17 protein-coding genes and 1 pseudogene are annotated in these 19,015 nt (G+C 67.0%); 5 read left to right on the top strand and 13 right to left on the bottom strand.

Annotated elements, in window-relative coordinates; genetic code table 11:
- Positions 1–2: 2 nt before the first annotated feature.
- From aat to QM712_RS30360, 10 genes are all read right to left on the bottom strand, one after another.
- On the bottom strand, positions 3–683 hold the full coding sequence (gene aat / locus QM712_RS30405) for a leucyl/phenylalanyl-tRNA--protein transferase (protein WP_415026840.1): 681 nt from the start codon (positions 681–683) through the stop codon (positions 3–5).
- Positions 684–743: 60 nt separating this feature from the next.
- Positions 744–1,847 (bottom strand): sensor histidine kinase, encoded by a 1,104-nt coding sequence (locus QM712_RS30400; protein ID WP_415026839.1) that lies wholly within the window; start codon positions 1,845–1,847, stop codon positions 744–746.
- A complete protein-coding gene (locus tag QM712_RS30395) occupies positions 1,844–2,284 on the bottom strand; it encodes a response regulator (protein WP_415026838.1) in 441 nt (146 codons plus the stop codon). Before QM712_RS30395 ends, QM712_RS30400 begins: the two co-directional genes overlap by 4 nt.
- Complete coding sequence (locus QM712_RS30390; RefSeq protein WP_415026837.1) at positions 2,281–3,798, bottom strand: sensor histidine kinase; 1,518 nt, start codon at positions 3,796–3,798, stop codon at positions 2,281–2,283. The genes QM712_RS30395 and QM712_RS30390 overlap by 4 nt, the downstream gene beginning before the upstream one ends.
- 107 nt (positions 3,799–3,905) lie before the next feature.
- Positions 3,906–5,264, bottom strand: coding sequence for an acetyl-CoA carboxylase biotin carboxylase subunit (gene accC / locus QM712_RS30385; protein ID WP_415026836.1), 1,359 nt, complete (start codon positions 5,262–5,264; stop codon positions 3,906–3,908).
- Positions 5,265–5,346: 82 nt separating this feature from the next.
- A complete protein-coding gene (gene accB / locus QM712_RS30380; RefSeq protein ID WP_415026835.1) occupies positions 5,347–5,835 on the bottom strand; it encodes an acetyl-CoA carboxylase biotin carboxyl carrier protein in 489 nt (162 codons plus the stop codon).
- Positions 5,836–5,872: 37 nt separating this feature from the next.
- The gene (gene aroQ, locus QM712_RS30375; RefSeq protein ID WP_415026834.1) at positions 5,873–6,340 is read right to left on the bottom strand and encodes a type II 3-dehydroquinate dehydratase; all 468 of its coding nucleotides are present in this window, start codon (positions 6,338–6,340) and stop codon (positions 5,873–5,875) included.
- 226 nt (positions 6,341–6,566) lie between these two features.
- Entirely contained in the window at positions 6,567–7,304 is a 738-nt protein-coding gene (locus QM712_RS30370; protein ID WP_415026833.1) for a DUF1236 domain-containing protein, read from the bottom strand.
- A 215-nt stretch (positions 7,305–7,519) separates the two neighbouring features.
- A complete protein-coding gene (locus tag QM712_RS30365; protein ID WP_415026832.1) occupies positions 7,520–8,287 on the bottom strand; it encodes a DsbA family protein in 768 nt (255 codons plus the stop codon).
- A gap of 90 nt (positions 8,288–8,377) precedes the next feature.
- Positions 8,378–9,775 (bottom strand): M48 family metalloprotease, encoded by a 1,398-nt coding sequence (locus tag QM712_RS30360; RefSeq protein ID WP_415026831.1) that lies wholly within the window; start codon positions 9,773–9,775, stop codon positions 8,378–8,380.
- Positions 9,776–9,952: 177 nt separating this feature from the next.
- Here QM712_RS30360 and QM712_RS30355 point away from each other — a divergent pair, with 177 nt between their 5' ends.
- The 3 genes from QM712_RS30355 to QM712_RS30345 all read left to right on the top strand — a co-directional run bounded on the left by QM712_RS30355 (position 9,953) and on the right by QM712_RS30345 (position 13,210).
- On the top strand, positions 9,953–11,140 hold the full coding sequence (locus tag QM712_RS30355) for a pyridoxal phosphate-dependent aminotransferase (RefSeq protein WP_415026830.1): 1,188 nt from the start codon (positions 9,953–9,955) through the stop codon (positions 11,138–11,140).
- 92 nt (positions 11,141–11,232) lie between these two features.
- Positions 11,233–11,790 carry a biotin transporter BioY gene (locus tag QM712_RS30350; RefSeq protein WP_415026859.1) on the top strand — a complete coding sequence of 186 codons (558 nt, stop codon included), beginning with the start codon at positions 11,233–11,235 and terminating at the stop codon, positions 11,788–11,790.
- Between the two features lie 85 nt (positions 11,791–11,875).
- Positions 11,876–13,210 (top strand): dicarboxylate/amino acid:cation symporter, encoded by a 1,335-nt coding sequence (locus QM712_RS30345; RefSeq protein WP_415026829.1) that lies wholly within the window; start codon positions 11,876–11,878, stop codon positions 13,208–13,210.
- A gap of 33 nt (positions 13,211–13,243) precedes the next feature.
- Here QM712_RS30345 and QM712_RS30340 read toward each other — a convergent pair whose 3' ends face one another.
- Positions 13,244–14,128: an SDR family oxidoreductase gene (locus tag QM712_RS30340; protein WP_415026828.1), complete on the bottom strand. Its 885-nt coding sequence runs from the start codon at positions 14,126–14,128 to the stop codon at positions 13,244–13,246.
- A 105-nt stretch (positions 14,129–14,233) separates the two neighbouring features.
- Here QM712_RS30340 and QM712_RS30335 point away from each other — a divergent pair, with 105 nt between their 5' ends.
- Positions 14,234–15,070 carry a helix-turn-helix transcriptional regulator gene (locus tag QM712_RS30335; RefSeq protein WP_415026827.1) on the top strand — a complete coding sequence of 279 codons (837 nt, stop codon included), beginning with the start codon at positions 14,234–14,236 and terminating at the stop codon, positions 15,068–15,070.
- 61 nt (positions 15,071–15,131) lie between these two features.
- Positions 15,132–17,216: a tetratricopeptide repeat protein gene (locus QM712_RS30330; protein WP_415026826.1), complete on the top strand. Its 2,085-nt coding sequence runs from the start codon at positions 15,132–15,134 to the stop codon at positions 17,214–17,216.
- A gap of 42 nt (positions 17,217–17,258) precedes the next feature.
- Here QM712_RS30330 and QM712_RS30325 read toward each other — a convergent pair whose 3' ends face one another.
- Complete coding sequence (locus tag QM712_RS30325) at positions 17,259–18,491, bottom strand: NAD(P)/FAD-dependent oxidoreductase (RefSeq protein ID WP_415026825.1); 1,233 nt, start codon at positions 18,489–18,491, stop codon at positions 17,259–17,261.
- Between the two features lie 65 nt (positions 18,492–18,556).
- Positions 18,557–19,015 (bottom strand): annotated as a pseudogene (locus tag QM712_RS30320) (ribonuclease E/G); the annotation flags it as partial.

Here is a 19,015-nt window from a genome sequence, read left to right as displayed (position 1 = left end):
CCCTATTGCCGCGAGGCGATGATCTCGAGCGCGCGCGCGCCCGGAACGGCCTCGCCCGCGGAGAGCCTGAGGAAATCGGCGGGTTCGCCGGCAAGCGCCCTGTCGAGCAGGGCGGTGTAGCGCCGCCGCGCGATCTCGACCGCGCCGAAGCTTCGCAGATGGTCGGTGACGTATTGCGTGTCGAGCAGTTCGAAGCCGCCGTCGATCAGTCGCGCGACCAGATGCACCAGCGCGACCTTCGAGGCGTCGCGCGCGGTGTGGAACATGCTCTCGCCGAAGAACGCGCGCCCGAGGCTCACGCCATAGAGCCCGCCGACGAGGTCGTCGCCCTGCCAGGCCTCGACGCTGTGGCAATGGCCGAGCTCGTAGAGGCCGCCATAGAGGTCGCGGATGCGCTTGTTGATCCAGGTGTCCTCGCGCCCGGCCTGCGGCGCGGCGCAGCCGGCGATGGTCGCCTTGAACGCGGTGTTGACGGTGACGCGAAAGACGTCCGAGCGCACGGTGCGCGCGAGCCGCGAGGCGACGCGGAATCCTTCGAGCGGAATCACGCCCCGCATCTCCGGCTCGACCCAGAACAGGGTGGGGTCGTCCGCGCTCTCGGCCATCGGAAAGATGCCGCAGGCGTAAGCGCGTAGCAGCACGGCCGGCGTGATCTCAGACGAGGCGGAATCGCGCGAAGTCATGGCCCGTTACAATAGCAGGAACGCGATATGCTTGCGATGGGCGGGGCCGGCCGGTGCGGATCAGCCCGCCGCGCCGATGTTCGCCTTGCCATGCACCGCGGCCACGCGATGGAACTTCAGCACGACCCGGGTTCCGCTGTGGGCGGGATCGCGCTCGACGGAGGCGTCGAGCTTGGCGGCCATCGCCGCGACGATGCGCTGGCCCATGCCGGTGGAGCGCGGATCGACCTTGGCGTTCGCGCCGACGCCGTCATCGGCGATGGACAGGACGAGATCGTCGTCATGCGAGGTCAGCTCGACATGGATCGGGCCGGCGCCGTCGGGATAGGCGTACTTCACCGCGTTCATCACCAGCTCGTTGACGATGATGCCGACGGCGACCGCGCGGTCCGGATCGATCTCGATCGGCTCGGCTTTCAGCGTCAGGCGCGACATCCGGTTGCCTTCGGCCGAGCGGCGCAGGTCCTCGAGCAGCGAATCCAGATACTGGCTCAGGTTGACGCTCTTCAGATCCTGCGAGGTGTAGAGGCGGCGGTGCACCTGCGCGACGGCGGCGACGCGGCCCATCGCATTGGTCAGGGCGGCCTTGACCTCGTCCTGCCGGGCGGAGTTCGCCTGCAGGTGCAGGAGCGAGGCGATGATCTGGAGTGAATTGCCGACGCGGTGGTTGACCTCGCGCAACAGCAGCTCGCGCTCGGCGGCCAGCGCGGCGTAGCGGTCGCGCGAGGCGTGGATCTCGGCTTCCGCCTCGTCGCGCGCCCGCTGCAATTCCGCCTGACGCAGCGCGCCTTCGGCAGCGACATGCAGCAGCGGGATGAAGTCGCCCTTGACGTCCTTGACCAGATAGTCGGCCGCGCCTGCCTTGAGCGCGGTCACCGCGATGCTGGAATCCTGGGATGCGGTGACGAACACCACGGGCGGCGCGTCCGGGATCGCCATGATCTGCTCGAGCGTCTCGAGCCCGTCGAGACCCGGCATGTACTGGTCGAGCGCCACGACGTCGATGCCGCCCTCCGCGCCGGCGCGGCGGATCCGATCGAGGCCTTCCTCGCCGCTCGCGGCGTGGACGACGGTGTAGCCGCGGCGCGTCAGGCCGCGGTCGACCAGGCGCGCCAGTGCACCGTCGTCGTCGATGTAAAGCAGTGTTGGCGTTCGCTGACTCATGTGGCGGCGGGCGGGACCTGGATGACCGAGAAGAACAGGCCGAGCTGCCGGATGGCGTTGGCGAAATTCTCGTAGTTGACGGGCTTGGTGATGTAGACGTTGCAGCCGAGCTCGTAGCAGCGCTTGATTTCCTGGGAGTCGTCGGTGGTGGTCAGCACCACCACGGGCGAGGCCTTGAGATACTTGTTTTCCTTGATCTGCTTCAGGATATCGATCCCGGTCATGTCCGGCAGATTGAGGTCGAGCAGGATCAGCAGGGCGTTGCCCTTCTGGACGAGGCCGCTGCCGTCGGCGCCGAACAGATGCTTCATCGCATCGGTGCCGTTGGCGAACGAGACGATCTCGTTGTTGACGCCGGATCGACGGATGTTGCGCTCGATCAACCGGGCGTGTCCCTCGTCGTCCTCGATCATGATGATGGTGACGGGCAGTGTCATTGGTCGGCGTTCCGGTTGCTGGCGTTCCAGTTAATGGGCAGCGTGATCGTGAACGTGCTGCCCGCATTCAGTTCCGACGATACCGACATCGTGCCGCCGAGGCGACGTACAAATGCACGCACATGCGCCAAGCCGATGCCCTGACCGGGCCTGTCCTGGGTTCCCGCACGGCGGAACAGGTCGAAAATCCGCTGGTGATCCTTCGGATCGATGCCGCGGCCGTTATCGCTGATCTCGAAGATAGCGTATCCGAGCCGGGTCCGCCCCCGGATTCTGATCTCCCCGGGAACGCCGCTCTTCAGATACTTAATTCCGTTGTCGATCAGATTGGAGAAGATCTGCTCGAGCGCAAGGCGGTCGCTGACCAGATTCGGCAGCGGTTCGACGTGGATTTCGGCCTTCGCCTCGGCGGCCTGGTGCGCCAGCGTCGACACGATGTTTTCGATCAGTTCGCGGGTGTCGATCCGCTCCGGCTGGAACTCGCGGCGCCCCTCGCGGGTGAGGTTGAGGATGGCCGAGATCAGGCGGTCCATCTTGGCGATCGAGGATTTGATGAAGCCGAGCGCCTCGGAAAAATCCGCCGAAAGCTGCTTGTCGGGGCCTTCGAGCGGGATCTCGCCGCCGGCCGGCGTCGGGGTCTCGGACGAAGCCTGGGTCAGGCCGCCGATCCGCCGGAAAATGTCGCCCCCGAGCTCTTCGAGCTCGCTGGTGAAGCCCATGATGTTGACGAGCGGCGAGCGCAGGTCGTGGCTGACGATATAGGCGAAGCGCTGGATCTCCTCATTGGCCTCGCGTAGGTCCGCCGTACGTTCGTCGACCGTTGCCTCCAGGTTGAGGTTGGCGTCGCGCAGGCGCGTTTCGGCCCGGTCGCGGGCGCGCGACGACTGGCGCACCAGCAGGACCGATCCGAAGGCGAGGGCCAGGACCATCCCCGAGCCGGCGATGGTCACGGAGGAGGCGAGCAGCTGGGTCCGGTCGGCGGTCTCGGTCCGCTGCCTGAACAGGCGATCCTCTTCCGCGCGCATGTCGCGCCCGATCGTCGCGATCGTCTCGATGGCGCTCATCGAGGAGCCGTCGCGCAGCACCGTGATACTCGTCGAGACGTCGTTGTTCTTGACGCGATCGACGCCGCGGGAGAATTCCGACAGGCGCTGTTCGATCGCCTTGCGCAGCTTCGTGGTGTTTTCGACCTGGATCGGATTGTCGTGGGTCAAATCGGCCAGTCGATCGAGCGCCGGCAGGATCCCGGTGACGGCCGACTGGTACTCGGCAAGGTATTGCGGGGCGGAGGACAGCAGATAGGCCCGGGTCGCGCTCTCGGCGCGGCGGACCTCCAGCAACAGATTGGCGATCTGGCCTTCGGCCTCGACCGTGTGGACGACCCAGGCGTTGTCCCCTCGGGACTTGTTGATCAGCAGGACCGAGCTCACGCTGATCGCGACCAGCACGACGAATCCCGCCGAGAGCAGCAGGATTTGCATCACCGTGCGCCGCCGCTGTGCGTCAGCCGTCACGATGGTTTAGCCTTACAATTTCTAGCGGAGATCAAAATGCCCCCTTGGAACCGGCCCCAACCGTTCAGAACGCGATTGGGACCAAAGGGTTCCATGCGGGTGCGGGATTATTTTGCAGCCGTCTCGGCCTGACCGGCCAGATACTGCTCCAGCCAGTGGATGTGGTAATCGCCGTCGATGATGGCGGGCTCCCGCACCAGCGCCCGGAACAGCGGAAGCGTGGTCTCGATACCGTCGACCACCATCTCGTCGAGCGCCCGGCGCAGCCGCATCAGGCACTCGCCGCGGGTCTTGCCGTGGACGATCAGCTTGCCGACGAGGGAGTCGTAATAAGGCGGGATCACGTAGCCCTGGTAGACCGCGGAATCGATGCGCACGCCGAGCCCGCCAGGCGGGTGATATTGCGAGATGCGGCCGGGCGACGGCCGGAAGGTCTGCGGGTTTTCCGCATTGATCCGGCATTCGATGGCGTGGCCGATGATCTGGATCTCGTCCTGCTTCGCCGGCAGATCGCCGCCGGCGGCGATGCGGATCTGCTCCAGCACGAGGTCGATGTCGGTGATGCTTTCGGTGACGGGATGCTCCACCTGGATGCGGGTGTTCATCTCGATGAAGTAGAACTCGCCGTCCTCGAAGAGGAATTCGATGGTGCCGACGCCGAGATATTTCATCTCGCGCATCGCCTTGGCGCAGGTCTCGCCGATCTTCGCACGCGCCGCGGCGGCGAGCACGGGCGAGGGGCCTTCTTCCCAGACCTTCTGGTGGCGGCGCTGCAGCGAGCAGTCGCGCTCGCCGAGATGGATCGCGCCGCCGCGACCGTCGCCGAGGATCTGGATCTCGATGTGGCGCGGCTTCTGGAGGTATTTTTCCAGGTAGACCGAGGCGTCGCCGAAGGCGGATTTGGCTTCGTTGGCGGCCGTCGACAGCGCCAGCTGCAGGTCTGCCTCGCTGTGCGCGACCTTCATGCCGCGCCCGCCGCCGCCGGCAGCGGCCTTCACCAGCACGGGGAAGCCGATCTGCTTAGCGATCGCCATCGCGTCGTCGTTCGGGCCGACCGCGCCGTCCGAGCCGGGCACCACGGGAATGCCGAGCCGCTTGGCGGTCTTCTTGGCCTCGATCTTGTCGCCCATCAGGCGGATATGTTCGGCCTTCGGTCCGATGAAATGCAGATTGTGCTCGGACAGGATCTCGGCGAAGCGCGCGTTCTCGGACAGGAAGCCGTAGCCGGGATGCACGGCGTCGGCGCCGGTGATCTCGCAGGCCGCGAGCAGCGCGGGAACGTTGAGGTAGCTGTCCTTGGACGGCGGCGGTCCGATGCACACGCTCTCGTCCGAGAGCCGGACATGCATGGCGTCGGCGTCCGCGGTGGAGTGGACGGCGACGGTCGCAATCCCGAGCTCCTTGCAGGCCCGCAGGATGCGAAGGGCGATCTCGCCGCGATTGGCTATGAGGATCTTGTCGAACATGGCGCCTCAGCGGGCGAATAGGGAGGGGCGAGTTGCGAACGGCAAGACGGAGGCCATTCGCTGTTCGCCGGTCGCTACTCGCTTATTCAATGATAACGAGCGGTTCGCCGAACTCGACCGGCTGGCCGTCTTCGACCAGAATCTGGGTCACCGTACCGGCACGCGGCGAGGGAATCTGGTTCATCGTCTTCATCGCTTCGATGATCAGCAGCGTCTGGCCGACCGAGACCTTGCTGCCGACCTCGATGAACGGCTTGGCGCCGGGCTCCGGCGCCCAATAGGCGGTGCCGACCATCGGCGAGCTCACGGCGCCCGGGTGCTTCGATATGTCGGCCGCGGCCGTCGCGGGCGCGGCGGCCGAGACAGCGATCGGCGCGGAAGCCGCCGCGATCGGCACGGGCATGGTCGCGGCAACGCTGATGTTGCGGGCGACGCGCAGGCGGAGGCCGGCCCGTTCGATCTCGATCTCGGTGAGGCTGGTCTCATCCAGCAGCAAGGCGAGCTCGCGGATGAGCGCGGAGTCGTCGCTGGAAAATTTTGCGGCTGCTTTGTCGTCTGGCTGGCGCGCCATGATGTCTGATCCGAATGTTCTGTTTGATGATGAGGCGTCAGGCCTTGGGCTTGAGCCCGAGCTTGGTGGCGAGGCCGAGGATCGCGAGACGGTAGCCCTCGATGCCGAACCCGCAAAGCGAAGCGAAGGCCGCACGCGCGGTGTAGGAGTGATGACGGAAACTCTCGCGGGCGTGGATGTTGGTCACATGCACCTCGACCGTCGGAATCTGCGCCGCGAGCAGCGCGTCGTGCAGAGCGATCGAGGTATGCGAATAGCCGCCGGCGTTGATGACGATACCCTTCATCTTGCGGGCATGGGCCTCGTGGATGAAGTCGATCAGCTCGCCCTCGCGATTGGACTGCCGGCAGTCGGCCTTCAGGCCGAACTGGGCCGCAGTCTCCCGGCACAGCGTCTCGACGTCGGCCAGCGTCGCATGACCGTACTTCTCGGGCTCGCGCGTCCCCAACATGTTGAGGTTCGGCCCGTTCAGAACGAGGATCGTGTCGGTAGCTGGTTCGGCCATTCCTATCCCGGCGGGTGCTTCGGCGTGGCGGGGTTATAGGTAACAAAGCGCTGAAGGGGAAGCCTCGAGGACCTCCCGGGCGGCTTCAAGAGCCTCATCCAGTGTGCAAAAACCTGTGTGGAAACTACGGAAATTGCTTGTTAACCAGTCCGAAGGATGGCTTCGGGCCAATTGCGAAGGGGCGGGCATTGCTGCCCGCCCCCTGGCAAGTCGAGGTCGGTCGGCCCTAGACGTTCAGGACGGCCACGATCTCGTAGGTGTTCGGATCGATGATCACGATTTCATCGCGGACCAGGATGTAGCGGTAGTCGCGCCATTCCGGATAGATCGTGACGACCCGGGCCGGAAGGGCGTGAAACTCGATCCCGTCGCGCGGAACGCGGGTGCCGATCGAAATCGAGAAATTCACGTTGGTCACGGGGGCCACACGCTCATCCCGGATCACGGTCGTGATCTGGGTCCGCTGCTCGGTCGAGAGCTTGGCTCCGGCGCCGGCCTGGCCGACCGTCGTCGAGGTCGAATTGCGGCCCTCGGCCTTCATGTCGGTCGACGTGCCGCCCGCCGGACGGTTCTCGGCGTTGTTCTTGTTCGCGGCGCCGGCCTTGTTGTCCTCAGCCTTCATGTCCTTGGCGCCCGACTTGGTCGCGCCGGCCTTGTCCTCGGCCGCAGTCTTGTTCATCGCGCCGCCGGGACGCTCGTCCTTCATCGCACCCGAAGACTTGTCCTCGGCGCGATCGGACTTCATGCCGCTGGCGCCGCCGGCCTGGCCGACGGTGCCCTTGCCGGCACCTTCCCGGTCCATCGCGCCGCGCTCGGCGCCGCCGCCTGAAGGCTGTGCATGCTGCATCTGCTGCGCGCCGGCGCCGCCGCCGCTCTCGCGGTTCATCGCGCCCTGTGCGTTCGCCAGTCCGGTGCCTGCGACGAGTGCGAGCGCGGCAACCGAGATCATAAAGCGGTTAGACATCGAGTTCTCCTCACGTGTTCATTCGCGTTCATTGCCCGCGCGAACAACGAAAGGAGATTTGAGTTGTTCCTGAACATGCGGGGTTCCGCCGCATTTGTTTCTTGAACGCCGGATGAACGGAGAGAGCCCGATTGCGCCTGAATTCGCTGCATCAAAAGCAAAAAGGCCGGCTGTGACGCCGGCCTCGTTGCAGGTGCGCTTTGGCTGTCGCGCGATCAGCAGGTCGCCTTGCCGCAGCGGGCGAGGCCGATCTTCTCCTTGAGGCCATCGAGGCCGACGGCGCCGACCACGATCTGCTTGCCGATGACGTAGCTCGGCGTGCCGTTCATGCCCATCGCCTCGGCGAGCTTGAAGTTCTCCTCGATGGTGGCGCGCACCTCGGGGCTTGCGACGTCCTTTTCGATCTTCGCGACGTCGAGGCCGGCTTCCTTGGCCGCCTGAAGCGCGCGCGCCTTGTCGGCGGGACCACGGCCGCCGAGGAGCTTCTGGTGGAAGTCGAGATACTTCTTGCCGGTGGGGTCCTGCATGCGCACGGCGACCGCGACCTGCGCCGCCTCGACCGAGCCCTGGCTCAGCACCGGAAACTCCTTCAGGACGACCTTCAGCTTCGGATCGCTCTTCATGAGGTCGAGCATGTCGCCCATCGCGCGTTTGCAGTAACCGCAATTGTAGTCGAAGAACTCGACGAAGGTGACGTCGCCGTCCTTGTTGCCGAGCACGACCTGACGCGGCGAGTTGAAGATCGCGTCGGCGTTCTGCGTGATGCTCGCCTCGTGCTTCTGCGCTTCGGCGGCTGCCTGACGCTTGCTGAGCTCGGTCATGGCCTCCTCGAGCACCTCGGGATGGGTGACGAGATAGTTCTTGATGATGGCCTCGATGTCGGTGCGCTGGGCATCGGAGAAGCTGTCGGCCGAAGCCGGGCCCGTTGCGCCGAAGATGGCGAGCGCAAACAGCGCGGGAACGAGCGAGCGCAGCAAAGGCATTGGCAAATCCTCTTTCGAAAGCAGGTTTGGGAAAACGTCCCGATGGACTTCAGAACTCGGTGTCGCGACGTTGCGTGTCAGGTTCGGTGGTCAGTTGCGCGGCGGCTTCGCCGCCACGATGTCGTCGGCCTTGACCCAACCGGGGGTGCCGACGGCGAAACGGGTTTTCGCGCGCGTCGCCAGCTCGCGTGCGGTCTTGTTGTCGCCGCGCAGATACGCGGCCTGGGCCGACGCCAGATCGGCCTCGGCATAGTCTCCCTTCCGCCCATAGGCCATCGCGAGCTGGGTATAGCCGAGCGGCGCCTCGGGTTCCCGCGCCACCGCGGCACGGAGGATCCGAACGGCCTCGTCCGTGTAGGCCTTATTATCGGTTCCAACCAGAGCCTGCCCAAGTAACATCTCGATGAGCGGTGCGTTGTTGGAAAGCTGCACCGCCTTGCGCAGGGCAGGGATCGCCTCCGCCGCCTTGCCGCTTTCCAGAAGCGCCTGGCCACGCACCTCGTAGAAGTACGGGTTGCTCGGCTGCGCCTGGATCAGGCCGTCGATCTGGGCGAGGGCGCTGCGCAGGTCCCCGTGCAGATAAGTGCTGATCGCCCGGGCGTAGCGCGCGGGCATGCTGTCATTGGTCTGCGGATAACGGCGGTACACGGTCTCCGGCCGTTCCATGAAGGCCGAGATCTTGGCGCGGACCATGTCGTGGCGGAGCTGGAGCGCGGGATCGTCCTTCTTGTCCCAATAGGGGCTGGTGCGGGCGAACTCCTGGAGCGCGGCGACGCGCTCGGCGGGCATCGGATGCGACTGCAGGTAGGGATCGGCGCCGCGCGAGGCGAACAGGGCCTCGCTGGTGAAGCGCTTGAAGGTCTCGTACATGCCCTTCGGCGACTGCTGGCTCGCTGTCAGAAATTTCACGCCGGCGCGGTCGGCGTTTTCCTCCTGCTGGCGCTGGTAGGACAGCAGCGTGCGCCGGATCATCTCCTGCGGCCCGGCGATCGCGGCCGCGCCGGCATTGGCAAGGCCGTTGTTGCCCGGGTTCGAGCCACGGGCGCTGCCCGCGGCGATCGCGCCGGCGCCGAGCAGCATGGCGATGATCATCTGGGTCTGAGCGGTGGCGAGCTGTTCGCGCAGCTTGGCGAGATGGCCGCCCGCCAGATGCCCGGTTTCGTGCGCGAGCACGCCGATCAACTGGTTCGGCGTCTCGGACTGGAGGATCGCGCCGTAATTGACGAAGATGCGGCGGCCATCCGCGACGAACGCGTTGAACGAGCCGTCGTTGATGATCACCATCTGGATGTTCTGCTTCTCCAGGCCGGCGACGCGCAGGATCGGGCGCGTGTATTCGCGCAGCAGCTGCTCGGTCTCGGTGTCGCGCAGGACCGGCGGCCCCTTCTGTTGCGCCAGGGCCGGGACCGGCGATAAGGCCAGCGCCGCCGCGGTCACGAGGGCGGTCAGGGCGGAGGCCTTCTTGCGCAATGCGTTCTGGAGCAACATCAAGCGGTCTGGGTCAAGCAGTCTTGCGAAGCAGTTTCGTGATTGGTTTTGGCGATTGGCGGCGGACCGGATACGCGATATGCCCTTATGAGCCGTATAATGCGGCCAGTCTGGGGCGCAAGCGCCCCGTTTTGCCGGACCGGATGGTCGCGGCAGCCAGCGAAATAGCAGAAATCGATGCACGATGCGACATTGAGGAACCGGGCGGCGCAGTGGCTCGAGCCGTCGCGCCGCAGCGATGTTCCCCCGTTCATGGTGATGGACGTGATGGCCGCGGCGGCCCGAATCGAGGCGGCCGGCGGTCACGTCATCCACATGGAGGTCGGCCAGCCCTCGGCCGGCGCGCCGCGGACCGCGATTGCGGCCGCCCATGCGGCGCTGGAGGCGGGTCGCATCGACTATACGTCCGCGCTCGGGATCCCCAGCCTGCGCGAGCGGATCGCGCGGCACTATCGCGATGCCTATGGCTGCAGCATCAGTCCCGAGCGGGTGGTGGTGACCACGGGCTCCTCCGGCGGCTTCATTCTGGCCTTCCTGTCGATGTTCGAGCCCGGCGACCGCGTGGCCGTGACGGTGCCGGGCTATCCGCCTTACCGCCACATCCTGACCGCGCTCGGCTGCGAGCCGGTGCTGATCGAGACCACCAGCGAGACGCGCCATGCGCTCACCGGCGAGGCATTGCTTGCCGCCCATCGCAGGGCGCCGCTGAAGGGCGTGCTGGTCGGCAGCCCCGCCAATCCGACGGGGACGATGATGTCCAGGGAGGCGCTGTCGGGCCTGATCCTGGCCGCGGAGGACGCCGGTATCCGCTTCATCTCCGACGAGATCTATCACGGGCTCGACTATGCGTTTCCGGCGGTGACCGCGGCGGCGCTGTCGGATCATGCGCTGGTGATCAACTCGTTCTCGAAGTATTTCTGCATGACCGGCTGGCGCATCGGCTGGGTGGTCGTGCCCGAGATTCTGGTGCGTCCGATCGAGCGGCTGCAGCAGAACCTTCTGATCTCGGTGCCGGCGCTGTCGCAGATCGCGGCCGAGGCGGCCTTCGACGGCGCGGCCGAGATGGAGGAGATCAAGCACGGCTATCAGGAGAACCGCCGCATCCTGATCGAAGGATTGCCGCGGGCCGGGCTGACCCGCTTCCTGCCCGCCGACGGGGCATTCTACCTCTATGCCGACGTTTCGGATTTCACCGCCGACAGTTTCGACTTCGCCAAGCAGATGCTGGAGAAGGCCGGCGTCGCGGCGACGCCCGGCCTCGACTTCGATCCCATTCGCGGCAGTTCCTTCATCCGGTTCTCCTATGCGCGTTCGGCAGCGGAGATGCGGGAGGCAGTTGACCGGATCGCTGAGTGGCTTAAATAACCGCACCAGCTTTCGACAGCCTTCCGGAGTTTAACTTGTCTGACCAGCCCGTCTCGTCCAACGTCTCCTCGCATTCTCCTCTCGCCGCCCTGGTGTGGCCGACCCGCCCGGGTGAAACCGTCGGCGCGCTGCGCGCCGTCGTGCTGGTTGCGCTCGGCACCGCCCTGATGACGCTGTCGGCCAAGGTGAACCTGCCGCTGCCCTACGTGCCCATGACGCTGCAGACGCTGGTCGTGCTGATGATCGGCGCCGCCTATGGCTGGCGGCTCGGCAGCGCGACCATGATCGCCTATCTCGCCGAGGGCGCGATGGGATTGCCGGTGTTCGCCGGTCCGGTCGGCGGCATCGCACCGCTGGTCGGCCCGACCGCCGGGTATTTGTTCGGCTTCATCGCGGCCGCCTTCGTCACCGGCTGGCTGGCCGAGCGCGGCTGGGATCGCAGCGTGGCGCTGCTGTTCGCGGCGATGGCCGTCGGCCACATCGTGATTCTCGCGGCCGGCTTCGGCTGGCTGGCCTTCGGTCTCGGCCTTGGCGTGTCGAAGGCCCTGCAGGTCGGCATCGTGCCGTTCATCGCGGCCTCGCTGGTGAAGAATGCGCTCGGCGCGACGCTGATGCCGGCAGTGCGCCGCATCGTCGATCGCCGCGGGTAAGCGCCCGACTACGATCAGTTCCAATTGACAGGGCCGGCCAAGTTGATCTTGGCTGGCCCACGGTTTTCAGGGGGGAGTGAAACGCATGACAACGACAACGATGACGCAGGCGCCCATCGCGCCGAGCGCCGCCAAGCCGTGGTATAAAGTCCTCTATGTCCAGGTGCTGATCGCCATCGTGCTCGGCGCCATCGTCGGCTGGCTGTGGCCGTCGATCGCCACCAACGACTGGATCAAGGCCCTCGGCGACGGCTTCATCAAGCTGATCAAGATGGTGATCGCACCGATCATCTTCTGCACCGTGGTCTCCGGCATCTCACACATCCAGGATGCCAAGAAGGTGGGGCGCATCGGCGTCAAGGCGCTGGTCTATTTCGAGGTCGTCTCGACCTTCGCCCTCGTCATCGGCCTGATCGTCGGCAATGTCGTGAAGCCGGGCGCCGGATTCGGCAATGCCGCGGCCAACGCGCAGGCCGTCGCCAGCTACGCCAAGCAGGCCGAAGCGCAGAAGTCGGTCGACTTCATCCTGCACATCATTCCCGACACCGTGGTCGGCGCCTTCGCGCAGGGCGAGATCCTGCAGGTGCTGTTGTTCTCGGTGCTGTTCGGCTTCGCCATCATGGGGCTCGGTGAGCGCGGCCATGTGATCCGCAACTTCATCGACGATGCGGCCCATGCCGTGTTCGGCGTCATCTCGATCGTGATGCGCGCGGCGCCGATCGGCGCGTTCGGCGCGATGGCCTACACCATCGGCAAGTTCGGCACGGGGGCGATCCTCAACCTGATCGGGCTGATCGCGACGTTCTACCTGACCGCCGGCCTGTTCGTCCTCGTCGTGCTCGGAATCATCGCGCGGCTCGCGGGATTCTCGATCTTCCGCTTCCTCGCCTACATCAAGGACGAACTGCTGATCGTGCTCGGCACCTCGTCCTCCGAGAGCGCGCTGCCCTCGTTGATGGAGAAGCTGGAACGGCTCGGCTGCTCCAAATCGGTGGTCGGCCTCGTCGTGCCCACCGGCTATTCGTTCAACCTCGACGGCACCAACATCTACATGACGCTGGCGACCCTGTTCATCGCGCAGGCGCTCGGCTACGACCTCACCTTCAGCCAGCAGCTCACGATCCTGGTCGTGGCGATGCTGACCTCGAAGGGCGCCTCCGGCATCACCGGCGCGGGCTTCATCACGCTGGCGGCGACGCTGGCCGTGGTCGATCCGCGGCTCGTGCCGGGCATGGCGATCGTGCTCGGCATCGACAAGTTCATGAGCGAATGCCGCGCGCTGACCAATCTCTGCGGCAACGGCGTTGCCTGCGTGATCGTCGCCTGGTGGGAGGGCGAGCTCGATCGCGACAAGCTCAACGCGCGGCTGAGCCGGCAGATCGATCCGACCGACATGGAGACGGCGCTGACGACGGATTGACCTGCAGGCTGCGGGTGGCGCCCCGAGTGGCCGTCAGATATTGAAGTAACAGGGCTGGTCGAGATCCTCGATCAGCCCTTTTTCTTTGGGTTCCCAACCGAGACCCGCGCGCGTCTTCGCGCTCGATGTCGGAACGTCGACGGCCGCAAATCGCGCCAGCCAGCCGAAATGCTGCTCGGCTTCCGCCGGCGTCTTCGAGACGGTGGGCACGCCGAGCCGCCGGCCGATCACTTCGGCAATCGCCTTGAAGGGCACGCCTTCCTCGGCGATCGCGTGATAGCGCCGCGCGGATGCGCCTTGCTCCAGTGCCAGGCGGTAGACGCGCGCCGCGTCGACGCGATGCGCGGCGGGCCAGCGGTTGCCGCCATCGCCGATATAGGCCGCCGCGCCTTTCTCGCGCGCGATCTCGATCAGGCGCGGCACGAAACCATGGTCGCCTTCGCCGTGGGTCGTGGGCGGCAGCCGCACGATGCCGGCGCGGATGCCGCGCTCCATGAGGTCTTCGGCGGTGGCTTCCGAGACGCGGGGGAAGTGGCGGGCCGCCGCATCGTCCTCGGTCGCGAGCCGTCCCGGCGCGAGCAGCGCGACGCCGGAGGTGACGATGAGCGGGCGCTCGGAGCCGGCGAGTTCCTCGCCGAGTGCCAGGATGGCGCGGCGGTCCAGCTCGCAATTGTCGGCGAATTTCGAGAAGTCGTGGTTGAACGCCAGGTGCAGCACGCCGTCGGAGGCGGCCGCGCCGCTGCGCAAGGATGCGTGATCCTCCAGCGAGCCGTGATGGACCGCGGCGCCCATCGCGGCGAGGGCGGCCGCGCCGGCCTCGGTCCGGGCAAGGCCGGTGACGCTGTGGCCGGCGGCGATCAGGTCCCGAACGACGGCGGAGCCGACGAAGCCGGTGGCGCCGGTGACGAATACACGCATGAGCGATCTCCAGGGAATTGGCGGAGGGGGTTGGTGGAGAGCACCATCTGCGCTAGATTTATCCCGGTAAAGTAGTGATATTATCAGGGTATAATAGCTAACAGGATGAGCGAAACCCTCGCCAGCGAGAACCTCCTGGGGGCCTACCTCAAGGACCGCCGCACCCGGCTCGATGCCGCCGCCTTCGGCCTGGCCGGGAGCCGCAGGCGCACGCCCGGGCTACGCCGCGAGGAGGTCGCGCAGCGCGCCAATATCAGCCCGACCTGGTACACCTGGCTCGAACAGGGCCGGGGTGGGGCACCGTCAGCCGACGTGCTCGACCGCATCGCGCGCGCCCTGATGCTGACCGACGTCGAGCGCGAGCACCTGTTCCTGATCGGGCTGGGTCGGCCGCCCGCGGTGAGCTATCAGGCCAGCGAAGGCGTCTCGCCGCGGCTGCAGCGGGTACTCGATGCCCTCGAATTCAGCCCGGCCCTGGTGCGGACCGCGACCTGGGACGTCGTTGCCTGGAATCGGGCGGCCAGCGCCGTGCTCACCGATTACGGCGCGATCCCGCCGGGCCAGCGCAATATCCTGCGCTTCATCTTCTGCGATCCGCGCGTGCGCGCCGCGCAACACGATTGGGACAGCGTCGCCCGCTTCGTGGTGGCCGCGTTCCGGGCCGATGCCGCGCGCGCAGGCGCCGTTTCGCATGTCGCCGATTTCGTCGACGAGTTGTGCCGGACCAGCCCGGAATTCGCGGCGCTCTGGCGCGACAACGACGTGCGCCATCATGGCGACGGCACCAAGCGGCTGCGGCACCCCGTTCACGGCACGATGTCGTTCGAATATTCGAGCTTCAACGTGGAGGGCCGCTCCGACCTCAGCATGATCGTCTACAATCCGGCCACGCCGGCCGATGCCGACCGCATCCGGAAACTGCTCACCGAACGCGACGACTGACGGAATTCGCCGTCTCGCGCGTTTAACCCGCATCATTCACGTCGAAGGGGCGGGCGGCATCGTGGGCAGGGCGGCGGTCGATCGGATTGTATTGCAGGCGGCCGAGCATTTCGCGGCGGGGCGGCCGGACCAGGCGGATGCGCTCTGCACGGAGGTGCTGAAGGCGCAGCCGCACCATGTCCCGGCGCTGCACCTTGCCGCCGTCGCAGCCTTCGTCACCGACCGCGCGAGCGATGGTGCCGCACTGCTCGGCCGCATCTTCGAGATCGCTCCCGATCATGCACCGGCGCTGGTCACGCTTGGCGATGCCCTCGCGGTGAAGGGCGAGCGGGAGGGCGCCGTCGCGGCGTTCCGGCGCGCGCTGGCGTCGCGTCCTGACGATGCCGGCGTGCACAACAAGCTCGGCGTAGCGCTCGGCGAACTCGACCGCTTCGATGAGGCGGAGGCGGCCTACCGCCGCGCGCTCGCGCTCGACGCGCACCTGACGCGGGCCTGCTTCAACCTCGCCGTCCTGCTGGCGGAGCAGGGGCGGCTGGCCGAAGCCGAGGAAGCCTATCGTGCCGTCATCGCGAGGGAGCCGGCCTATCGCGGTGCCCTGCTCAATCTCGGCAATGTTCTTGCGGACCAGGGAAGGCTCGACGAGGCGGAGGCGGCCTATCGGCGGGCGCTGGAGGACAGTCCGGACGATCCGGGGCTCTTGGGCAATCTCGGCGCCGTGCTCTATCGCCAGGGACGGCTCGACGAGGCTGCCGCCGCCTATCGCGGCGTGCTCGCGCGTGAGCCCGGCAATGTCGCGGCGCTGCGCCTGCTGGGCCTCATCCTGCACGAAGCCGGTCGTCTGGACGAGGCCGCCGCAATCTACCGGCGGACATGTGCGCGCGATCCGGACGATCATGTGATCGCAAGCAATCTCGGCGCCTGTCTCTCCGAACTCGGCGCGCTCGACGATGCCATCGCATGCTGCCGGCAAGCCCTGAGACTGAAGCCGGATCACGCGCCGGCCCACACCAATCTCGGCATCGTCTTCGAGAAGCTGGAGCGCGTCGACGAAGCGGTCGCTGCTCATCGCCGTGCGGTGGCCGCCGATCCCGGCTATGCCAAGGGCCACGCCAATCTCGCCGTGGCGCTGCGCAACGCCGGCGAGATCGACGAGGCGCTGGCCGTCTCGCACCGCGCCGTCGCGCTCGATCCGGAGCAGCCGCTCGCGCAGTACAACCATGCGCATTTCCTGCTGATGAACGGCGACTTCCCCAACGGGTTCGAGACGTATCGGTGGCGGCGCCAGTGCAAGATGCTGTCCGACGGCGATCCGACATTCAGCGAGCCGGAATGGCAGGGCGAGCCGCTGGACGGCCGCACGCTGCTGCTGTTCGCCGAATACGGGCTCGGCGACGCCCTGCATTTCGTGCGCTATCTGCCGATGGTGACCGCAAGGGGCGGGACGATCATCCTGCAGGTACAGCCGGCGTTGGCCTCGCTGCTGCGGACGCTGCCCGGGGTCACCGTGGTCGCGCGCGGCGTGCCGCTGCCGCCGTTCGACCTGCAACTGCCGCTGATGAGCCTGCCGCGCCTGTTCGGCACCACGCTCCATAACATTCCAGCCGACGTTCCCTATCTCGAGGCAGATCCCGCCAAGGTGGCGCGCTGGCGCGCCGCGCTCGCTGGCGTGAAGCAGCTCAAGGTGGGCGTGGTCTGGGCCGGCAATCCCAAGCACAAGGGCGACCGGCAGCGCTCGCTGTCGGCCGAGGCCGTGTTGCCGCGCCTCGTGATGCCGGGCGTGCAGTTCTACAGCCTGCAGAAGGAGCCGCGTCCGGAGGATGGCCCGGTGCTTGCGGCGCTCGGCGACGACATCATCGATCTTGCGCCCACGCTTGGCGATTTCTCCGACACGGCGGCGGCGGTTGCCGCGCTCGATCTCGTCATTGCCGTCGATACGTCGGTTGCGCATCTTGCCGGTGCGCTCGGCCGTCCCGTGTGGATGCTCACGCCTTACGCGCTCGACTGGCGCTGGCTGCGCGATCGCGAGGACAGCCCCTGGTATCCGACCATGCGGCTGTTCCGCCAGCGCAGGCCACGCGAATGGGATGATCCGCTGATGCGCCTGTCGGCCGCGCTCGCGGTGCTCGCGGCGAGGGCCGCGGACTGAAAATCGGGAGCCTCGTCCCGGTTCGATCGGAACGGAACGGTTCTAGAAGCGATCGGGCCGATACGGCGTGGGGTCGATCGCGGGCGTTTCGCCGCTCATCATTTCCGCCAGCAGGCGCCCGGTTGCGGGACCAAGCGTGAAGCCCTGGTGGCCGTGGCCGAAGTTCATCCAGAGGCCACGGTGATGCGGCGCCTGACCGAGCACCGGCACCATGTCGGGCGTGCAGGGGCGGGTGCCGAACCACGGCTCCGGTTCGGCGCGCCGGCCGAGGTCGATCAACCCGCGCGCGGAGGCCTCGGCGCTGGCGAGTTGCACCGGCGTTGCGAGCGCGTCCGGACCCGTCAGCTCCGCGCCTGTCGTGATGCGGATGCCCTTCGCCATCGGACCCATCGCGTAGCCGCCGCCCTTGTCGACCAGCGGCAGATCGAGTGAAGAACCGCCGCTGTAGTGCATGTGATAGCCGCGCTTGCGCACGAGCGGAATGCGATAGCCGAACTTGTGGAGGAGATCGGGCGACCATGGCCCGAGCGTCACGACCGCAGCCGCGGCATCGATGCGTCCGCCGTCGGTTTCGACCGACCAGCCGGTCGCGGTCTGCTGCAGCGTCTCCGCGTCGCCGCGCAGGATGGTGCCGCCCAGGCGCTCGAACAGGCCGGCATAGGCGGTGACGAGGGCACCGGGATCGGACACCGTCCACGTATCCAGCCAATGAATCGCGCCGGGAAGATCGTCGCGCAGGATCGGTTCGGCCTTGGCCAGTTCGCCGCCGGAGAGCGCGCGAAAATTCACGCCGAACTCGCGCCGGTCCTGCTCCGCCGCCTGCAGCGCGAGGTCCAGCGACGCGCGATCGCGATACAGCGCGCGATAGCCGGCGCGGCGGATGAGATTGTCGGCGTGGGCTTCACGAATGAGACTATCGTGTTCGCCCGTTGCGCAGGCGATCAGGCGGGCCCACGCCTCGATCGCGTCGCGGTGCCGTTTCGGAGCCGAATGCCACCAGTAGCGCAGCAGCGGCTCGACATGGCGGTGAAGCGACGACAGGCTGTAGCGCACGTCATTGGTGCGGCCGGTCGCGATCTTCAGGAGCGTGGCAAGATCGCGGGGCATCGGATAGGGGCGGACGGCCTCCGCCTGGATCATTCCGGCATTGCCGTAGCTGGTCTCGCGGCCGGGCTCCCTGCGATCGACGAGCGTGACCGACCAGCCGCGCCGTCGCAGATGCAGCGCGGCGCCCACGCCCACCATGCCGCCGCCGAGAATGATCGCGCTCTGCATTCGAATGACCTCGCCAAATCAAAACCGCCCGGCTTGGCCGGGCGGTTTCAACGCGATTGTTCGTTTTACTCGCCGCCGCCGAAGCGTCGCGACCACCAGCCGGCGCGACGCGGCGCGGCCGGCGTTTCTCCGGCCACTTCCGGCGCGGGCTCCGGCGCGACCACCGGTTCGGTCGCCTGCGCAAGAGGTGCTGCGGGCTCGGGCTGACTGTTGAGCAGGAAGCTCACCTTTTCGCGGACGGTGGAACGGCGTCGCGCGGCCTTGTCGTCGGCGGGCTCTTCCTCGACCGCGACAGCGGCCGGCTCGGGCTGGGCCGGTGCTTCGGCCTGTGCCTCGGCGCGGGGCTCCGGCTGGGCGAATGCCGGCTCGACGGCGTGCTCCTGCGCGATCGAGGGCGCAGCCTCGCCGCCGGAGCCGTCGAAATCAGCAACGGCTTCGGCCGCCTCCGAGGGGGGATTGGCACTGAGCTCGTCGCCGATGGAGCCGGCGAGACCATCCTCGGCACCGCCGCGCCGACGACGCCC

Origin of the sequence: Bradyrhizobium sp. (genome assembly GCF_047605465.1) — a bacterium.
Lineage (GTDB): Bacteria > Pseudomonadota > Alphaproteobacteria > Rhizobiales > Xanthobacteraceae > Bradyrhizobium.
Note: the sequence above shows the minus strand (reverse complement) of the source record. Positions and strands in the feature narration are given on the sequence as shown.